This window comes from Mycolicibacterium wolinskyi str. Jessa 2025 (assembly GCF_049241375.1).
Lineage (GTDB): Bacteria > Actinomycetota > Actinomycetes > Mycobacteriales > Mycobacteriaceae > Mycobacterium > Mycobacterium wolinskyi.
The window spans coordinates 3,276,558-3,290,900 of sequence record NZ_CP185960.1; the positions used below are offsets into that span (position 1 = coordinate 3,276,558).

A 14,343-nucleotide genomic window follows, 5' to 3' on the forward strand; every position below is an offset into this window, starting at 1 on the left:
GATGAGCGGACGTGGCCGACGTGCTCCGGTGCCGTTGGTGGGTGCCGCGGCGCTGGTCGTACTCGCGACCTTGGTGCCGTTGGTCTATCTCGGTGAACGTGCCGTGGAGCGGGGGTGGGGCTTCGTCGTCGACGAACTCTGGCAGGAACGCACCGCGGCGCTGGTCGGGCGGTCGCTGACCCTGGTCGTCGTGGTCACGGCGATCTGCGTGGTGCTCGGGGTTGGGCTTGCGGTATTGGTGTCGCGTACCGATCTGCGAGGCAGGCGCGGCCTTGCCGTCGCGCTGACGCTCCCGCTGGCCATCCCCAGTTATCTGCTTGCCTACCTTTGGGTTTCGGTCTACCCGGCGGCCGAGGGATTCTGGGGTGCCTGCCTGGTTCTGGTGTTGGTGAGCTATCCGCTCGTCTTCCTCACCACCGTCGCGGCGCTGTCGCGGGTGGACCCGGCATTGGAGGAGGTGGCCCGCTCACTCGGCCACGGCGGTCTCTCGGTGCTGTTCCGGGTGACGCTGCGGCAGGCCAGGGGTGCCATCACGGCGGGTGCCCTGCTGGTGGCGCTCTACGTGCTCAGCGACTTCGGCGCGGTCGCCGCCATGCGCTACGAGGCGTTCACCTGGGTGATCTACGGCGCCTACCGGTCGGGCTTCAATCCGTCGCGCGCGGCGGTGCTTTCGCTCGTGTTGCTCGTACTGGCGCTGGTGTTGGTGCTTGCCGAAGCGCGGGCGCGCGGGATCGCCGCCGCCCGCATCGGCGGCGGCACACCGCGGCCCGCACCGCTCAACCGGTTACGGCGGTGGTGGCCGGTCGCCCTGCTGGTCCCGATGGCGGTGCTGGCCGCCGCGATCGGGGTACCGACGCTCGCGTTGGTGCGTTGGTTGCTGACCGCAGGTGCGCGGTGGGACGGCGGGGAATGGGTTGCCGCGCTCGCCGCGACGGTGTGGCTGTCGGTCATCGCGGCGGTGGTGTGCACTGTCGCCGCGCTACCGCTCGGTGTGCTCGCGGCGCGCTACCGGAACCGGGCCACTCGAGTCTTGGAGGGCGCGAGCTATGTGGCGCACGGACTTCCGGCGATCGTCATCGGTATCTCGATGGTGTCGCTCGGGGTGCTGTTGCTGCGACCGCTCTATCAGCATGCGTCGCTGCTGATCCTGGCGTATGCGGTGCTGCTGGTGCCGTTGGCGGTCGGCTCGGTGCGGGCGGCCGTCGAGACGACGCCGGTGCGGCTCGAGGAGGTCGCACAGTCGCTCGGGCGCAGCCCGTTACGCGCGTTCGGGGCGGTCACCGCACGCCTTTCGGTTCCGGGTATCGGGGCAGGCGCGGCACTGATCCTGCTGACGTGCATGAAGGAGCTGCCGGTGACCCTGCTGCTGCACCCGACCGGTGTAGACACGCTCGCGACGCGGCTGTGGGGCTACAGCTCGGTCAGCGACTACGCCGCCGCCGCACCGTACGCCGCGGCGCTTGTGGTGTTCGCCGCCGTCCCGACCGCCGCGCTCGGATTCTTCAGCGCGGGACGCAGCGGGGTCCGCAGTGACTGACGGCACGGCAGGGGTTGCGGCACTTGGCATTCACAAGTCGTATGGCAGGCGGCGCGTGCTCGCCGGGGCCGATCTTCAGGTCCCGGCCGGCACGATCACCGCGGTGCTCGGACCGTCGGGCTGCGGCAAGACCACGTTGCTGCGCATCCTGGCCGGATTCGATGACCCCGACGCCGGAACGGTGCACATCGCGGGCGAGCCGATGATCGGTAGGGGGCCGGTGGTGCCGGCACATCGGCGACGGGTCGGCCTCATGCCGCAGGAAGGCGCGCTGTTCCCGCACCTGACGGTCGGCGGCAACGTGGCGTTCGGTCTCGCCGCGCGCAACGGCGTGGCCGCTGAGGTGGCCCACTGGCTCGACGTCGTCGGCCTGCCCGGGCTGGCCGATGCTCGCCCGCACGAATTGTCCGGCGGACAGCAACAGCGGGTCGCGCTCGCGCGGGCCCTGGCCGCCCGGCCCCGCGTCCTGCTGCTCGACGAGCCGTTCGCCGCGCTGGATGCGGGGCTGCGGACCCGGGTCCGCGAGGACATCGCCGAAATCCTGCGTGCCGCAGGCACTACCGCCGTCCTCGTGACGCACGACCAGACCGAGGCGTTGTCGCTCGCGGATTCGGTGGCCTTGCTGATCGACGGCGCGGTGGCCCAACACGCCGCGCCTGCCGACCTGTACGGGCGGCCCGCCAACCTCGCGACCGCCCGATTCGTCGGCGCCACAGTCGAATTGGCGGGGACATGCCACGCGGGTGTCGCACACACCGCGCTCGGCGCCCATCCCGTGCGCATCGCGGTAGCCGATGGATCGGCTGTGGTGGTGTTGCGGCCCGAGCAGTTACGGATGCGCGCGCCGGACGGTGACGCCGATGCCGTGGCCCGCGTGTGCGCGAGCCGGTTCTACGGTGCGGACACCGTGGTGCATGTCGTGCTGCGCGACGGAACCGCCCTGCGGTCGCGCAGCCCGGGAGACGCTCGCGTCGCCACCGACAGTACGGTCACCGTCGAGGTCGTCGGCGACGTGCTGGCCTACCCGTCACCAGCCACTGGGTAACGGATGGCCTTCGGCGAATCCGGCCGCCGACTGCACACCGAGCACGACCTTCTCGTGCAGCTCGGCGAGGTTCGATGCGCCGACATAGGTGCATGTGCTGCGCACGCCCGACGTGATGTGGTCGAGCAGATCCTCGACGCCGCCGCGGGCCGGGTCGAGACCCATGCGCGAAGACGAAATGCCTTCTTCGAACAGGGCTTTGCGCGCGCGGTCGAACGCACTGTCACCGGCCGTGCGGGCTGCGACCGCACGCTTGGACGCCATGCCGTAGCTCTCCTTGTACGGCCGGTCGTCGCGGTCGTGCAACAGATCGCCAGGAGATTCGTAGGTACCGGCGAACCACGAGCCGATCATCACGTTGGATGCGCCCGCGGCGAGTGCCAGTGCCACGTCGCGCGGGTGCCGCACGCCGCCGTCCGCCCACACATGCGCGCCGAGTTGCCTTGCTGCCGCAGCACATTCGACGACGGCGGAGAACTGCGGCCGGCCCACCCCGGTCATCATCCGCGTCGTGCACATCGCGCCGGGGCCGACACCGACCTTGACGATCGAGGCGCCGGCACTGATGAGGTCGCGCGTGCCCTCGGCCGACACCACGTTGCCCGCCGCCAGCGGCAGGCCCAGATCCAGTGACGCCACGGCCTTGATGGCGTCGAGCATCTTGAGTTGGTGACCGTGTGCGGTGTCGATGACCAGGAGGTCGACGCCGGCCTCGGCCAGTGCCCTGGCCTTGGCCGCGACATCGCCGTTGATGCCGACGGCGGCGGCGATGCGCAGCCGTCCGGCGGCGTCGACCGCGGGCGCGTAGATGCCGGTGCGGATCGCGGCGGTGCGGGTGAGCACCCCGGCCAGGGTGCCGTCGGGCTCGGTCATCACGGCCACGTCGATCGGCGCGTGCTCGAGCAGGTCGAACACCTCGCGGGGGTCGGTGCCGACCGGCGCGGTGACGAAATCGGACAGCGCCACGTCCCGCACGCGCGCGAATCGGTCCACCCCGACACAGCTGGCCTCGGTCACGAGCCCGATCGGCCGGCCTTCGAAAACCACGACTGCCGCGCCGTGTGCACGCTTGTGCAACAGCGCGGTGGCGTCCGACACCGAGTCGTCGGGGCCCAAGGTCACCGGGGTGTCGACCACCAGGTCGCGGCTCTTGACGAACTCGACGGTCTCGCTGACCGCGGTGATCGGCAGATCCTGCGGCAGCACCACGATGCCGCCGCGCCGCGCGACGGTCTCGGCCATGCGCCGGCCTGCCACAGCCGTCATGTTGGCCACCACCACGGGGATCGTGGTGCCCGAACCGTCGACGGTCGACAGGTCGACGTCGAAGCGTGACGCCACATCCGACCGGCCCGGGACGACGAAGACGTCGTTGTAGGTCAGGTCGTAGGGCGGTGTGTGCCCGTCAAGAAATCTCATCGTTGCCGAGTCTAGTTGGACGCCGAGCAGACACAGAGTCGCACGAACCAGGCCCTGGTAGCGCGATTCCGTGTCTGCTCGCGGGGAGAAATCAGGCGGGGACTTCGCTGTGGTCGCCGCTCCACAGGGTGTGGAACTTCTGGCCGGGTTCGGCGTCGATGCGGCCGTAGGTGTGTGCGCCGAAGAAGTCACGCAGGCCCTGGGTCAATGCCGCTGGCAGCCGCTCGGTGCGCAGTGCGTCGTAGTAGGACAGCGCCGAGGAGAATCCGGGGATCGGGATGCCCAGCTGCGTGGCGGTGACCACGACGCGCCGCCAGCTGTCGATCGCCGACTCGACGGCGCTGCGGAAGTACGGGGCGGCGATCAGCGTGGCCAGGTCCGGCTCGACGTCGTAGGCCTCTTTGATCCGGTTGAGGAACTTGGCCCGGATGATGCATCCGCCGCGCCAGATGGTCGCGAGGTCACCGGGGGTGATGTTCCAGTCGTATTCGGCGCTGCCGGCCTGGATCTGGTTGAACCCTTGGGCGTAGGCGACGATCTTGGAGGCGTAGAGCGCCTGGCGCACATCCTCGGTGAACTGTGCCGCGTCGGCGGGTGCGGCGCCGAGGTCGCCGGAGGCCAGGCCCACGGTGGCCTTACGCTGGGGCACCGAACCCGACAGGGCCCTGGCGAACACGGCTTCGGCGATGCCGGTGACCGGCACGCCGAGGTCGAGTGCGGACTTCACCGTCCAGCGTCCGGTGCCCTTCTGTTCGGCCTCGTCGACGATCACGTCGACAAGCGGCTTGCCGGTCTTGGCGTCGGTCTGGCGCAGCACCTTGGCGGTGATCTCGACCAGGAAGCTGTCGAGGTCGCCTTTGTTCCATTCGTCGAACACGTCGGCGATCTCGCCTGCGCTCTTGCCGAGGCCGTCGCGCAGCAGTTGGTAGGCCTCGCCGATCAACTGCATGTCGGAGTATTCGATGCCGTTGTGCACCATCTTGACGAAGTGCCCGGCGCCGTCGGGGCCGATGTGGGTGCAGCAGGGCACTCCGTCGACGTGGGCTGAGATCTCTTCGAGCAGCGGGCCGAGGCTCTTGTAGGACTCGGCGGGGCCACCGGGCATGATCGAGGGCCCGTTGAGGGCACCCTCCTCGCCGCCGGAGATGCCTGCGCCGACGAAGTGCAGCCCACGCTCACGCATCGCGGCTTCGCGCCGGATGGTGTCGGTGTAGAGGGCGTTGCCGCCGTCGATGATGATGTCGCCTTCTTCCATGGCGTCGGCGAGCTCGTTGATCACGGCGTCGGTGGCCTCGCCGGCCTTGACCATGATCAGGACCCGGCGCGGCTTCTCCAGCGCGTCGAGGAATTCGGCGATGGTCTCGCTGCGCACGAACTTTCCTTCTGACCCGTGCTCGGCCAGCAGCGCATCGGTCTTGGCCACTGACCGGTTGTGCAGAGCGACGGTGTAGCCGTGGCGGGCGAAGTTACGCGCGATGTTCGAACCCATCACCGCCAGGCCGGTCACGCCGATCTGCGCCGTGCCGGAAGTGCTCGTGTTGGTCATGCAGGAGCCTTTCGTTGTTTTGTTGTAGATGAACGCCCGACCGGTATGGCCTTATCCCAAACCGGAGAACAGGCGGTGCAACTCGGTGAGCCAGGGCACGGCGACCGCGACAGTGGGGACGACGAGTACGGCTACCGCTGCCAGATAGGCGATCGCGGACAGGACCAGACTGTTCGGCTTGCCGCCGAGGCGTCGCACGCGGATCACCGTCGTGGGCCCGCCGGCGGCCAGCGCTCCGGACGGTGTGCGACCGCCCGCGCATGCGACCAGCGCCCGGGCCAGGGGAGTGGGCCCGGCGGTCCGCACGGCGGCATCGTCGGCGAGGAGCTCGATCAGCAGACGCACGGCATCGAGCGCACTGGCGCTGCGGACGAACCGCGGGAAGGCGGCGTGCACGGCGGTGAACATCTCGAGGACGAGGTCGTGGCGGGCGCGCAGATGGGCTCGCTCATGGGTCAGGATCGCGGTGACCTCGTTGTCGGACAACGTGTTCAGTGTCCCTTCACTGACCACGACCCGGCTGCGCACCCCGGGCAGACAATAGGCCAGGGGCTGCGCCACATCCAGGATGCGCAAGCCACTGGCCGAGGTACAGAGGTGGGTCGGCACGGCATCGCGCGACCTGCTCAGCAGGTCGACCATCATGCGGTGATGCGCCCGGCGCCTGCGGGTCGCGACGGCCACCTGGATCACCGCGACGCACAGCCGCGCGCCGATCAGCAGGGTCAGGGTGAAGACCACGACATAGAGCAGCCACAGCGGCCAGCCCAGGACTTTGATCTCACTCGTGATGGTCGCCGTGGGCCGCCCGTCCGGTCCGGGGACGAACAGCCGGCTCGCGATCGCGATGCCCGCGGAGAACGCCGAGAGAACGGCCGCAAGGGCGATCGACTGCCACAGCACGATCGCGGCGCGCGGTGCCCGCAGCGGCCATGACGCCCGCGCCAGCATCGCCGGCACTGGTCCAACCAGGGCCAGCGCGACGAGGGTGAAAGCCAGCGCGGACACGCCGTAAGTCTCTCTCAGGCGGTGCTGGAATTACCAGTCGGTGGTGGGATCCGGTGCTTGCTCTTCGAGCTCGGCGAGGGCCCGGCGCAGCGCCGCGGCCTCGTCGGCGCCGACACGTTCGACGAAGTGCACGAGCGCGGCCTGCCGACTGCCGGAATCGGCGGCCTGGTCGAGGGCGTCGACCATGAGGCCGGCGACCAGTTCATCGCGGCCATGCGTGGGCGCATAGCGATGTGCACGGTCATCGCGGTGCTGCACGACCAGGTTCTTCTTCGCCAGGCGCTGCAGCACGGTCATGATCGTGGTGTAGGCCAAGTCGCGGCGGGCGGCCAGCGCCTCGTGGACTTGGCGCACAGTTTGGGGTTCCGGTGCGGACCAGAGGTGATCCATCACCTCGCGCTCCAATTCCCCAAGACGCGTCAGTTTGGCCATGTTCCGTTCACTCTCCTGAGCAGTAAGGCCAGCGTACTACGGGCTTACTACCGCGTGTCGTATCCATCAACGAGCAAGTGTCCCGCCGTTGTCGGCGGGCGTGTACTTCAAGGTCAACGACCATTCACGGGTCTGTTGTGAATCGAGTCACAGCAGATAGCCCTCGATCATCTCGTGACTATAGTAAGGCTAACCTAAGTCACATTGGAGCCTTCGGAGGTGTCATGACGGTCTTGATCGAGGACCCCCTGATCGCGGGTATGGCCATCAAGCGGGCACTGCCGCTGCACGAGTCCAGTCGGCGCCTGCGTGAGCTGTATCCGGAGTGTCCACGGGTCTACGGTGTTGCCGTCATGGGCGACCTGTCGCGCCGGCGGTGGTGGCCGCTGGCCGAGGCGCTGAGCGGCGATCGGCTGCAGCTGATGTTCGACACCGCGATCGCCGAGACCGACAACCGCGCCGCGGTGGCCCAGCAGTTGGCCGCCACGCTGGCCCACGTCGTCATCGGCCGGGTGGTGCCACTGCTGGTGCTGGAGGGCCGGGCCTGGGATACCGGCCTGGAGAACCTGTGGGTGCACGTGGACTCCGAGGGCGCGATCGACTGGGTCGGTGTCGTCGATCCGATTCTGCGCGCCCTGCCCGACGATCCGCATTTCCGCGCCGGCGTGACTCGCATCGCCGACGCCGCGCACGACGGAATTGTCGCGCTGCCGAGCGAGGCCGCGCTGACGACGTGGGTGGCGCACCGCAGCCACCGTGCGCTGGAGCCGCTCTTCACCCGTTTGGTGGAGATCAGCGGCGGTGCGATGTCCGTTGCGGCCATGTGGCACATGGTCGGCGCGGCCGTCGTGAGCGCGGCGACGCAGGTGCCGCTGCTGGCCGGCTGCAGTGAATTGGTCAGCATGCGTCGCGGTCAGGCGGTGCTGGATGCGCTGGTGGGCTTCGGTCTGCCGGTCCGCGGCGCGAGTCGCGCAGGGAAGGTCTTGCTAAATTAGGGCAGCCTTGCCTATTCTTTCGGTACGAGGCTAACGGACCGCGCCGGAGTCCTGAGGGCTGCAGAGACCCCCGGTCCACTCGAGGGCGGGTCCCGTGCGAATTGCACGGGACCCGCCCGCATCTTTATGGCGGCCCGCCGTGTAGACACGAGGACTGTGACGACAGAAGCGCCCGAAGGGCTGGGTAAAGGATTCGACACCGAACTCGGCCTGACCTATCTCGAGCTCACCCCGGATGGTGGGCGCGCCGAGCTCAAGATCCACGACAAGCTCTTGCAGCCGTGGGGAATCGTGCACGGCGGCGTGTACTGCTCGATCGTCGAGAGCCTTGCCAGCGTGTCCGGTCACATCTGGCTGTCCGAGAACGGCGGCGGCACCGTCGTGGGCGTCAACAACAACACCGACTTTTTGCGTGCGATCGGATCAGGAACTGTGACAGCGGTTTCCACGCCGATCCACCGTGGGCGCCGTCAGCAGCTGTGGCTCATCACCATCACCGACGAGAACGACCGGCTGGTGGCTCGCGGTCAGGTGCGCCTGCAGAACATGCCGGCCGCCTAGCCGCTTCGGTACGGCGCGCGCCGGTGCGGGTGGCGTGGCAGTATCGCCCACTATGCGTTTAACGCCGCATGAACAGGACCGGCTGCTGATCTCGTATGCCGCAGAGCTGGCGCGCCGCAGGCAGGCTCGCGGGCTGCGGCTCAATCATCCCGAAGCGGTCGCGGTGATCACCGACCATCTACTCGAAGGTGCGCGCGACGGCCGCACGGTCGCCGAATTGATGGTGAGCGGCCGCAGTGTGCTGACCCGGGACGAGGTCATGGAGGGGGTTCCCGAAATGCTGCCCGACGTCCAGGTCGAAGCGACGTTTCCGGACGGCACGAAGCTGGTGACCGTCCACCAGCCGATCGCCTGAGGCGGCCGCGCATGATTTCTCAGCGAGTAGCCGAAGGCGGATCGCGCATGATTCCAGGTGAAATCCTGTTCGGGGACGGTGTGATCGAACTCAATCGCGGTGCGGCACGGCTGACCCTCGACATCGTGAACACCGGTGACCGGCCGGTGCAGGTCGGCAGCCATGTGCATCTGCCGCAGGCCAATGCCGCGCTGGACTTCGACCGGGCCGCCGCGCATGGCCACCGGCTCGACATCCCGGCCGGTACCGCGGTTCGCTTCGAACCCGGTGTGGCCCATCGTGTCTCGCTGGTGCCGTTGGCCGGGGCGCGTGAGGTGCACGGCATCAGTCTCAACCCTCCGGGCCGATTGGACCCCTCATGACGCAACTCTCCAGGGCCCGCTATGCCGCGTTGTTCGGGCCGACCGCCGGTGACCGGATCAGGTTGGCCGACACCGACCTGTTCGTCGAGATCACCGAGGACCGCAGCGGCGGGCCGGCATTGGCCGGTGACGAGGCGGTCTTCGGCGGCGGCAAGGTGCTGCGGGAATCGATGGGACAGTCGAGGGCGACGCGTGCCGACGGCGCGCCCGACACCGTCATCACCGGTGCGGTGATCATCGACCACTGGGGAATCATCAAGGCCGACATCGGCATTCGCGACGGGCGCATCACCGCCATCGGCAAGGCGGGCAATCCGGACATCATGGCGGGCGTGCATCCCGATCTCGTGGTCGGCCCGTCCACCGAGATCATCGCAGGCAACGGCCGCATCCTGACCGCCGGCGCGATCGACTGCCATGTCCACCTGATCTGTCCGCAGGTCATGGAGGAGGCGCTCGGCAGTGGCATCACCACGATCGTCGCCGGCGGCACCGGCCCCGCCGAGGGCAGCAAGGCCACCACGGTGACACCCGGTTCGTGGCACCTGGCCCGGATGCTCGAGTCACTGGACTCATGGCCGCTGAACGTGGCCCTGCTCGGCAAGGGCAACACCGTCAGCGCCGAGTCGATGTGGGAGCAATTGCGAGGCGGCGCAGCGGGATTCAAGTTGCACGAGGACTGGGGCACGACGCCCGCGGCGATCGATGCGTGCCTGACCGTCGCCGACGCGGCGGGCGTGCAGGTCAATCTGCACTCCGACACCCTCAACGAGGCCGGTTTCGTCGAGGACACGTTGGCCGCCATCAAGGGCCGCGCGATCCACGCCTATCACACCGAGGGAGCCGGCGGCGGCCACGCGCCCGACATCATCACCGTGGCCGGCCATCCGAATGTGCTACCGAGTTCGACCAACCCGACGCGCCCACACACCGTCAACACCCTCGACGAGCACCTCGACATGCTGATGGTGTGTCACCACCTGAACCCCGCTGTGCCGGAGGACTTGGCGTTCGCCGAGAGCCGGATCCGCCCGTCCACGATCGCCGCCGAGGATCTGCTGCATGACATCGGCGCGATCTCGATGATCGGCAGTGACGCGCAGGCGATGGGCCGCATCGGGGAGGTCGTTCTGCGCACCTGGCAGACCGCACATGTCATGAAGCGCAGGCGCGGTGCGCTGGAGGGCGACGGCCGCGCGGACAACAATCGGGTGCGCCGCTACGTCGCGAAGTACACGATCTGCCCGGCGGTCGCGCACGGGCTCGACGACGAGATCGGTTCGGTCGAGGTGGGCAAGCTCGCCGACCTGGTGCTGTGGGAACCGGCGTTCTTCGGCGTCCGCCCGCATGCCGTGCTCAAGGGCGGCATGATCACGTGGGCCGCGATGGGCGACGCCAACGCCTCGATCCCCACGCCGCAGCCCGTGCTGCCGCGACCCATGTTCGGCGCGGCACCCGCGGCGGCGGCCGCGACCTCGGTGCACTTCGTCTCAGAACACGCGATCGACGACGGTCTCGCCGGTCGCCTCGATATCCGCCGGAAACTCGTGGCCACCAAGAACGTTCGGCAGGTCGGCAAGGCCCACATGCCACTCAACGACGCGCTGCCGCACATCGAGGTGGAGCCCGACACGTTCACGGTGCGCATCGACGGTGAGGTGTGGCAGGAACAACCGGCGGCCGAGCTACCCATGGCACAGCGATACTTCCTGTTCTAGATGAGCAGTCTCGCAACACTTCTCACCCTGGCCGACTCGCGATTGCCGACCGGCGGGCATGTCCATTCCGGTGGCGTAGAGGAGGCCGTGACCAGCGGTCTGCTCACCGATATCCCGACGTTGCACGCCTACCTGGTCCGGCGTATCCGCAGTCACGGCCTCGTGGCCGCCTCGCTGGCGGTCGCCGTGCATTCCGGTGCGTTGACTCCCGATGCGGCCGACGCCGAGACCGATGCCCGCACACCGGCTCCGGCCGCACGCGACGCGTCGCGGGCGCAGGGCCGGGGCCTGGTCCGGTTGGCGCGGCGGGTGTGGCCGGGGGAGCGGTGGGCCGCGTTGGGCCCGCGACCTCATCTCGCGGTCGCGGCAGGCGCGGCGGGTGCCGCCGCCGGGTTGCGAGCCGACCAGACGGCGCTTTCTGTGGTCTACACGACGATGACCGGTTCGGCGACCGCCGCGCAGCGCCTGCTCGCCCTCGACCCGGGCGACGTCGCCGCAGTGACTTTCGCGCTGTCCGCGCTGTGTGACTCGGTCGCCGGGGAAGCCACCGCCGGCCTCGCCGACCTGTCCGATCCGCTGCTCGATGTGCTGGCCCAGCGCCACACCGAACGCGAACGTCCCCTGTTCGTTTCCTGAAATCACGAAAGGCCCCTCATGCCACCGCATTTCCTCGACGGTGAACCGCACGCTCATACCGAACGCCCGAAACGGATACGGCAACCGGGCGAGCCGTTGCGCATCGGCATCGGCGGTCCGGTTGGCTCGGGCAAGACCGCACTCGTGGCCGCACTGTGCCGGCAGTTGCGTGACGAACTGTCACTGGCCGTGCTGACCAACGACATCTACACCACCGAGGACGCGGACTTCCTGCGCAGGCACGCCGTGCTCCCCGACGAGCGGATCGCGGCCGTGCAGACCGGCGGCTGCCCGCACACCGCGATCCGCGACGACATCACCGCCAACCTCGACGCGATCGACGATCTGATCGAGGGCAACCCCGCACTGGATCTGATCCTCGTCGAATCCGGCGGTGACAACCTCACCGCGACGTTCTCGTCGGGTCTGGTGGACGTACAGATCTTCGTCGTCGACGTCGCGGGCGGCGACAAGGTCCCCCGCAAGGGCGGGCCGGGAGTGACGTACTCAGACCTGTTGGTGGTCAACAAGACCGACCTCGCCCCACTGGTGGGCGCCGATCTCGACGTGATGCGCCGCGATGCGGCCAAAGTCCGCCAGGACCGGCCGACCGTGCTGATCTCACTCACCGAGGACCCGGCGGCGGGGCCGGTGCTGGCCTGGGTCCGCGAACAGTTGGAGGTCGCCCGGGCACAGTCGGTCTGATGCACTCCGACCTCGTCATCGTCGCGCGGCCGGGGCACCTGCCGCGCATCGAGGCCACCGGCGGCCTCACGGCCCGCTGCACCGAGCCCGACACCGTGCATCTGGTGTCGACCGCCGCCACGCCGCTCGGCGGCGACACACTCGCGGTGCGGGTGGTCGTCGAGGCCGGGGCCACGCTGCGGGTCCGGACTGCCGCTGCGACATTGGTGCTGCCCGGTGCGCACACGCGGCAATCGCAGGCGTGCTGGACGATCGAAGTCGCCGGCCACCTCGATCTGGACCCCCAGCCGACGGTCGTGGCAGGCGGTTCCGATCACCGGACCACTACGCGGTTACAGCTCGCCGACACCGCCGAGGTGCGGATACGCGAACGCATCCAGATCGGCAGGTCGGGGGAGCGGGTGGGGTTCTGGTCGGGTGCGTTGCACGCCGACGTCGGCACGGATACGCCCGTGCCGCTGCTTCGGCACCGGATCGAGCTCGGCAGCGGGGCAGTGGGTAACGACGAACTGGCCGCACCGCGGGCATGTATCAGCGAAATGCGTTATCCCGCAGCGTCTTTCGACGGTGCAGGAACCCTACTCGCGCTGGCGCGCGGCGGCAGCCTGGCCACCTGGCAAGGTGACCGGCTGCCGGCCGACGACGCGAGCTAGGACGCCGCTTTCTCGGTTTCCTGTACCGAGGCCGCGATCTCTTCGAGCTCCTCGATCCTGGTACGGGCGTACGCCTGCTGTTCGGTGATCGTGAGCTGGCCGCGTTTGGTGCTCAGGAACGTCACGGTCCACGACAGCAGGGTGACGATCTTGGTCTTGAAACCCACCAGGTACACCAGGTGCAGCACCAGCCAGCACAACCAGGCGAAGAAACCCGCGAACTCGACCTTGCCGACCTTGGCCACTGCCGAGAACCGCGACACCGTCGCCATCGAGCCCTTGTCGAAGTACTCGAACGGGGCCCGGATCTTCTGGCTGGTGCCGCTGACCTCGCGCTTGATCAGCTTGGCTGCATAGCGGCCGCCCTGGATCGCGCCCTGGGCCACGCCGGGAACCCCCTCGACCGCCGCCATGTCGCCGACCACGAACACGTTCGGGTGGCCGGGAACGGTCAGGTCGGGTTGCACCTTGACGCGGCCGGCCCGGTCGAGCTCGACCCCGGACTGCTCGGCGAGATCCTTGCCGAGCGGGCTCGCCGACACGCCGGCCGACCACACCTTGCAGGCCGATTCGATCCGCCGGATCGTGCCGTCGGAATCCTTGACCGTCAGACCGTTGCGATCCACGTCGGTGACCATGGCGCCGAGCTGCACCTCGACGCCCATCTTCTCCAGCCGGGCCTGCGCCTTCTTGCCGAGCTTCTCACCCATCGGCGGCAGCACGGCGGGTGCGGCGTCGAGCAGGATCACCCTGGCCTCGGTCGGATCGATGTGGCGGAAGCTGCCCCGCAGCGTCTGATCCGCCAATTCGGCGATCTGCCCGGCCATTTCGACGCCCGTGGGGCCGGCACCGACGACGGTGAACGTCAGCAGCTTCGCCCGGCGCACGGGGTCGCTCGACCGCTCGGCCTGTTCGAACGCGCCGAGGATGCGACCGCGAAGCTCCAGGGCGTCGTCGATCGACTTCATGCCGGGCGCGAACTCGGCGAAGTGATCGTTGCCGAAGTACGACTGCCCCGCGCCTGCCGCGATGATCAGGCTGTCGTACGGCGTCGAGTAGGTGTGACCCAGCAGGACCGAATCCACCGTCTGCTTCTCGAGATCGATATGGGTGACGTCGCCCAGCAACACCTGTGCGTTCTTCTGCTTGCGCAGGATCACGCGCGTGGCAGGCGCGATCTCGCCTTCGGAGATGATCCCCGTCGCCACCTGGTAGAGCAGTGGCTGGAACAGGTGATGGGTGGTGCGGGCGATCAGCTTGACGTCGACGTCGGCGCGTTTGAGGGTCTTGGCGGCGGTCAGACCACCGAAACCCGATCCGATAATGACGACTTTATGCCGATCCGACGCCGTAGCTCCGGGATGGCTCATT

Annotated in this window: 14 protein-coding genes and 1 pseudogene; 10 read left to right on the top strand and 5 right to left on the bottom strand. The window is 68.6% G+C overall.

Annotation, left to right across the window (positions count from 1 at the left end; genetic code table 11):
* Nucleotide 1: 1 nt before the first annotated feature.
* Nucleotides 2-1,537, top strand: coding sequence for an ABC transporter permease (locus tag ACOI2T_RS16100; RefSeq protein ID WP_409505348.1), 1,536 nt, complete (start codon nucleotides 2-4; stop codon nucleotides 1,535-1,537).
* The gene (locus ACOI2T_RS16105) at nucleotides 1,530-2,582 is read left to right on the top strand and encodes an ABC transporter ATP-binding protein (RefSeq protein ID WP_421877003.1); all 1,053 of its coding nucleotides are present in this window, start codon (nucleotides 1,530-1,532) and stop codon (nucleotides 2,580-2,582) included. The genes ACOI2T_RS16100 and ACOI2T_RS16105 overlap by 8 nt, the downstream gene beginning before the upstream one ends.
* Here ACOI2T_RS16105 and ACOI2T_RS16110 read toward each other — a convergent pair.
* The 4 genes and pseudogenes from ACOI2T_RS16110 to ACOI2T_RS16125 form a co-directional block, all read right to left on the bottom strand.
* Nucleotides 2,565-4,001: a GuaB1 family IMP dehydrogenase-related protein gene (locus ACOI2T_RS16110; protein WP_409505350.1), complete on the bottom strand. Its 1,437-nt coding sequence runs from the start codon at nucleotides 3,999-4,001 to the stop codon at nucleotides 2,565-2,567. The two genes, ACOI2T_RS16105 and ACOI2T_RS16110, sit on opposite strands and share 18 nt — an antisense overlap.
* A 91-nt stretch (nucleotides 4,002-4,092) precedes the next feature.
* Complete coding sequence (gene gndA / locus ACOI2T_RS16115; protein WP_409505351.1) at nucleotides 4,093-5,547, bottom strand: NADP-dependent phosphogluconate dehydrogenase; 1,455 nt, start codon at nucleotides 5,545-5,547, stop codon at nucleotides 4,093-4,095.
* 51 nt (nucleotides 5,548-5,598) lie between these two features.
* Nucleotides 5,599-6,555, bottom strand: a complete 957-nt coding sequence (locus ACOI2T_RS16120; protein WP_067851869.1) for a M56 family metallopeptidase — start codon at nucleotides 6,553-6,555, stop codon at nucleotides 5,599-5,601.
* Between the two features lie 14 nt (nucleotides 6,556-6,569).
* Nucleotides 6,570-6,987, bottom strand: a pseudogene (locus ACOI2T_RS16125) (BlaI/MecI/CopY family transcriptional regulator).
* Between the two features lie 224 nt (nucleotides 6,988-7,211).
* On the opposite strand from ACOI2T_RS16125, the gene ACOI2T_RS16130 reads away from it, so the two are divergent.
* From ACOI2T_RS16130 to ACOI2T_RS16165, 8 genes are all read left to right on the top strand, one after another.
* The gene (locus tag ACOI2T_RS16130) at nucleotides 7,212-7,982 is read left to right on the top strand and encodes an iron reductase (RefSeq protein WP_067851867.1); all 771 of its coding nucleotides are present in this window, start codon (nucleotides 7,212-7,214) and stop codon (nucleotides 7,980-7,982) included.
* A 156-nt stretch (nucleotides 7,983-8,138) separates the two neighbouring features.
* Nucleotides 8,139-8,543, top strand: coding sequence for a PaaI family thioesterase (locus ACOI2T_RS16135; RefSeq protein WP_409505352.1), 405 nt, complete (start codon nucleotides 8,139-8,141; stop codon nucleotides 8,541-8,543).
* A 52-nt stretch (nucleotides 8,544-8,595) separates the two neighbouring features.
* Nucleotides 8,596-8,898 carry an urease subunit gamma gene (locus tag ACOI2T_RS16140; RefSeq protein WP_067851865.1) on the top strand — a complete coding sequence of 101 codons (303 nt, stop codon included), beginning with the start codon at nucleotides 8,596-8,598 and terminating at the stop codon, nucleotides 8,896-8,898.
* 47 nt (nucleotides 8,899-8,945) lie between these two features.
* Nucleotides 8,946-9,260, top strand: coding sequence for an urease subunit beta (locus tag ACOI2T_RS16145; protein ID WP_409505353.1), 315 nt, complete (start codon nucleotides 8,946-8,948; stop codon nucleotides 9,258-9,260).
* Complete coding sequence (locus ACOI2T_RS16150) at nucleotides 9,257-10,978, top strand: urease subunit alpha (RefSeq protein WP_409505354.1); 1,722 nt, start codon at nucleotides 9,257-9,259, stop codon at nucleotides 10,976-10,978. Before ACOI2T_RS16145 ends, ACOI2T_RS16150 begins: the two co-directional genes overlap by 4 nt.
* Complete coding sequence (locus ACOI2T_RS16155) at nucleotides 10,979-11,614, top strand: urease accessory protein UreF (protein WP_085145555.1); 636 nt, start codon at nucleotides 10,979-10,981, stop codon at nucleotides 11,612-11,614.
* A gap of 18 nt (nucleotides 11,615-11,632) precedes the next feature.
* A complete protein-coding gene (gene ureG / locus ACOI2T_RS16160; protein ID WP_067851861.1) occupies nucleotides 11,633-12,319 on the top strand; it encodes an urease accessory protein UreG in 687 nt (228 codons plus the stop codon).
* Nucleotides 12,319-12,972, top strand: a complete 654-nt coding sequence (locus ACOI2T_RS16165) for an urease accessory protein UreD (protein ID WP_409505355.1) — start codon at nucleotides 12,319-12,321, stop codon at nucleotides 12,970-12,972. The genes ureG and ACOI2T_RS16165 overlap by 1 nt, the downstream gene beginning before the upstream one ends.
* Here ACOI2T_RS16165 and ACOI2T_RS16170 read toward each other — a convergent pair.
* Nucleotides 12,969-14,342 carry a type II NADH:quinone oxidoreductase Ndh gene (locus tag ACOI2T_RS16170; protein ID WP_067851859.1) on the bottom strand — a complete coding sequence of 458 codons (1,374 nt, stop codon included), beginning with the start codon at nucleotides 14,340-14,342 and terminating at the stop codon, nucleotides 12,969-12,971. The two genes, ACOI2T_RS16165 and ACOI2T_RS16170, sit on opposite strands and share 4 nt — an antisense overlap.
* Nucleotide 14,343: the final 1 nt, after the last annotated feature.

Bases quoted from the DNA above. Each gene is read 5' to 3' on its own strand.
- ACOI2T_RS16155 (WP_085145555.1), top strand. From the start codon at position 10,979: ATGAGCAGTCTCGCAACACTTCTCACCCTGGCCGACTCGCGATTGCCG.
- ureG (WP_067851861.1), top strand. From the start codon at position 11,633: ATGCCACCGCATTTCCTCGACGGTGAACCGCACGCTCATACCGAACGC.
- gndA (WP_409505351.1), bottom strand. From the start codon at position 5,547: ATGACCAACACGAGCACTTCCGGCACGGCGCAGATCGGCGTGACCGGC.
- ACOI2T_RS16150 (WP_409505354.1), top strand. From the start codon at position 9,257: ATGACGCAACTCTCCAGGGCCCGCTATGCCGCGTTGTTCGGGCCGACC.
- ACOI2T_RS16170 (WP_067851859.1), bottom strand. From the start codon at position 14,342: ATGAGCCATCCCGGAGCTACGGCGTCGGATCGGCATAAAGTCGTCATT.
- ACOI2T_RS16130 (WP_067851867.1), top strand. From the start codon at position 7,212: ATGACGGTCTTGATCGAGGACCCCCTGATCGCGGGTATGGCCATCAAG.
- ACOI2T_RS16110 (WP_409505350.1), bottom strand. From the start codon at position 4,001: ATGAGATTTCTTGACGGGCACACACCGCCCTACGACCTGACCTACAAC.
- ACOI2T_RS16100 (WP_409505348.1), top strand. From the start codon at position 2: ATGAGCGGACGTGGCCGACGTGCTCCGGTGCCGTTGGTGGGTGCCGCG.
- ACOI2T_RS16165 (WP_409505355.1), top strand. From the start codon at position 12,319: ATGCACTCCGACCTCGTCATCGTCGCGCGGCCGGGGCACCTGCCGCGC.
- ACOI2T_RS16140 (WP_067851865.1), top strand. From the start codon at position 8,596: ATGCGTTTAACGCCGCATGAACAGGACCGGCTGCTGATCTCGTATGCC.
- ACOI2T_RS16145 (WP_409505353.1), top strand. From the start codon at position 8,946: ATGATTCCAGGTGAAATCCTGTTCGGGGACGGTGTGATCGAACTCAAT.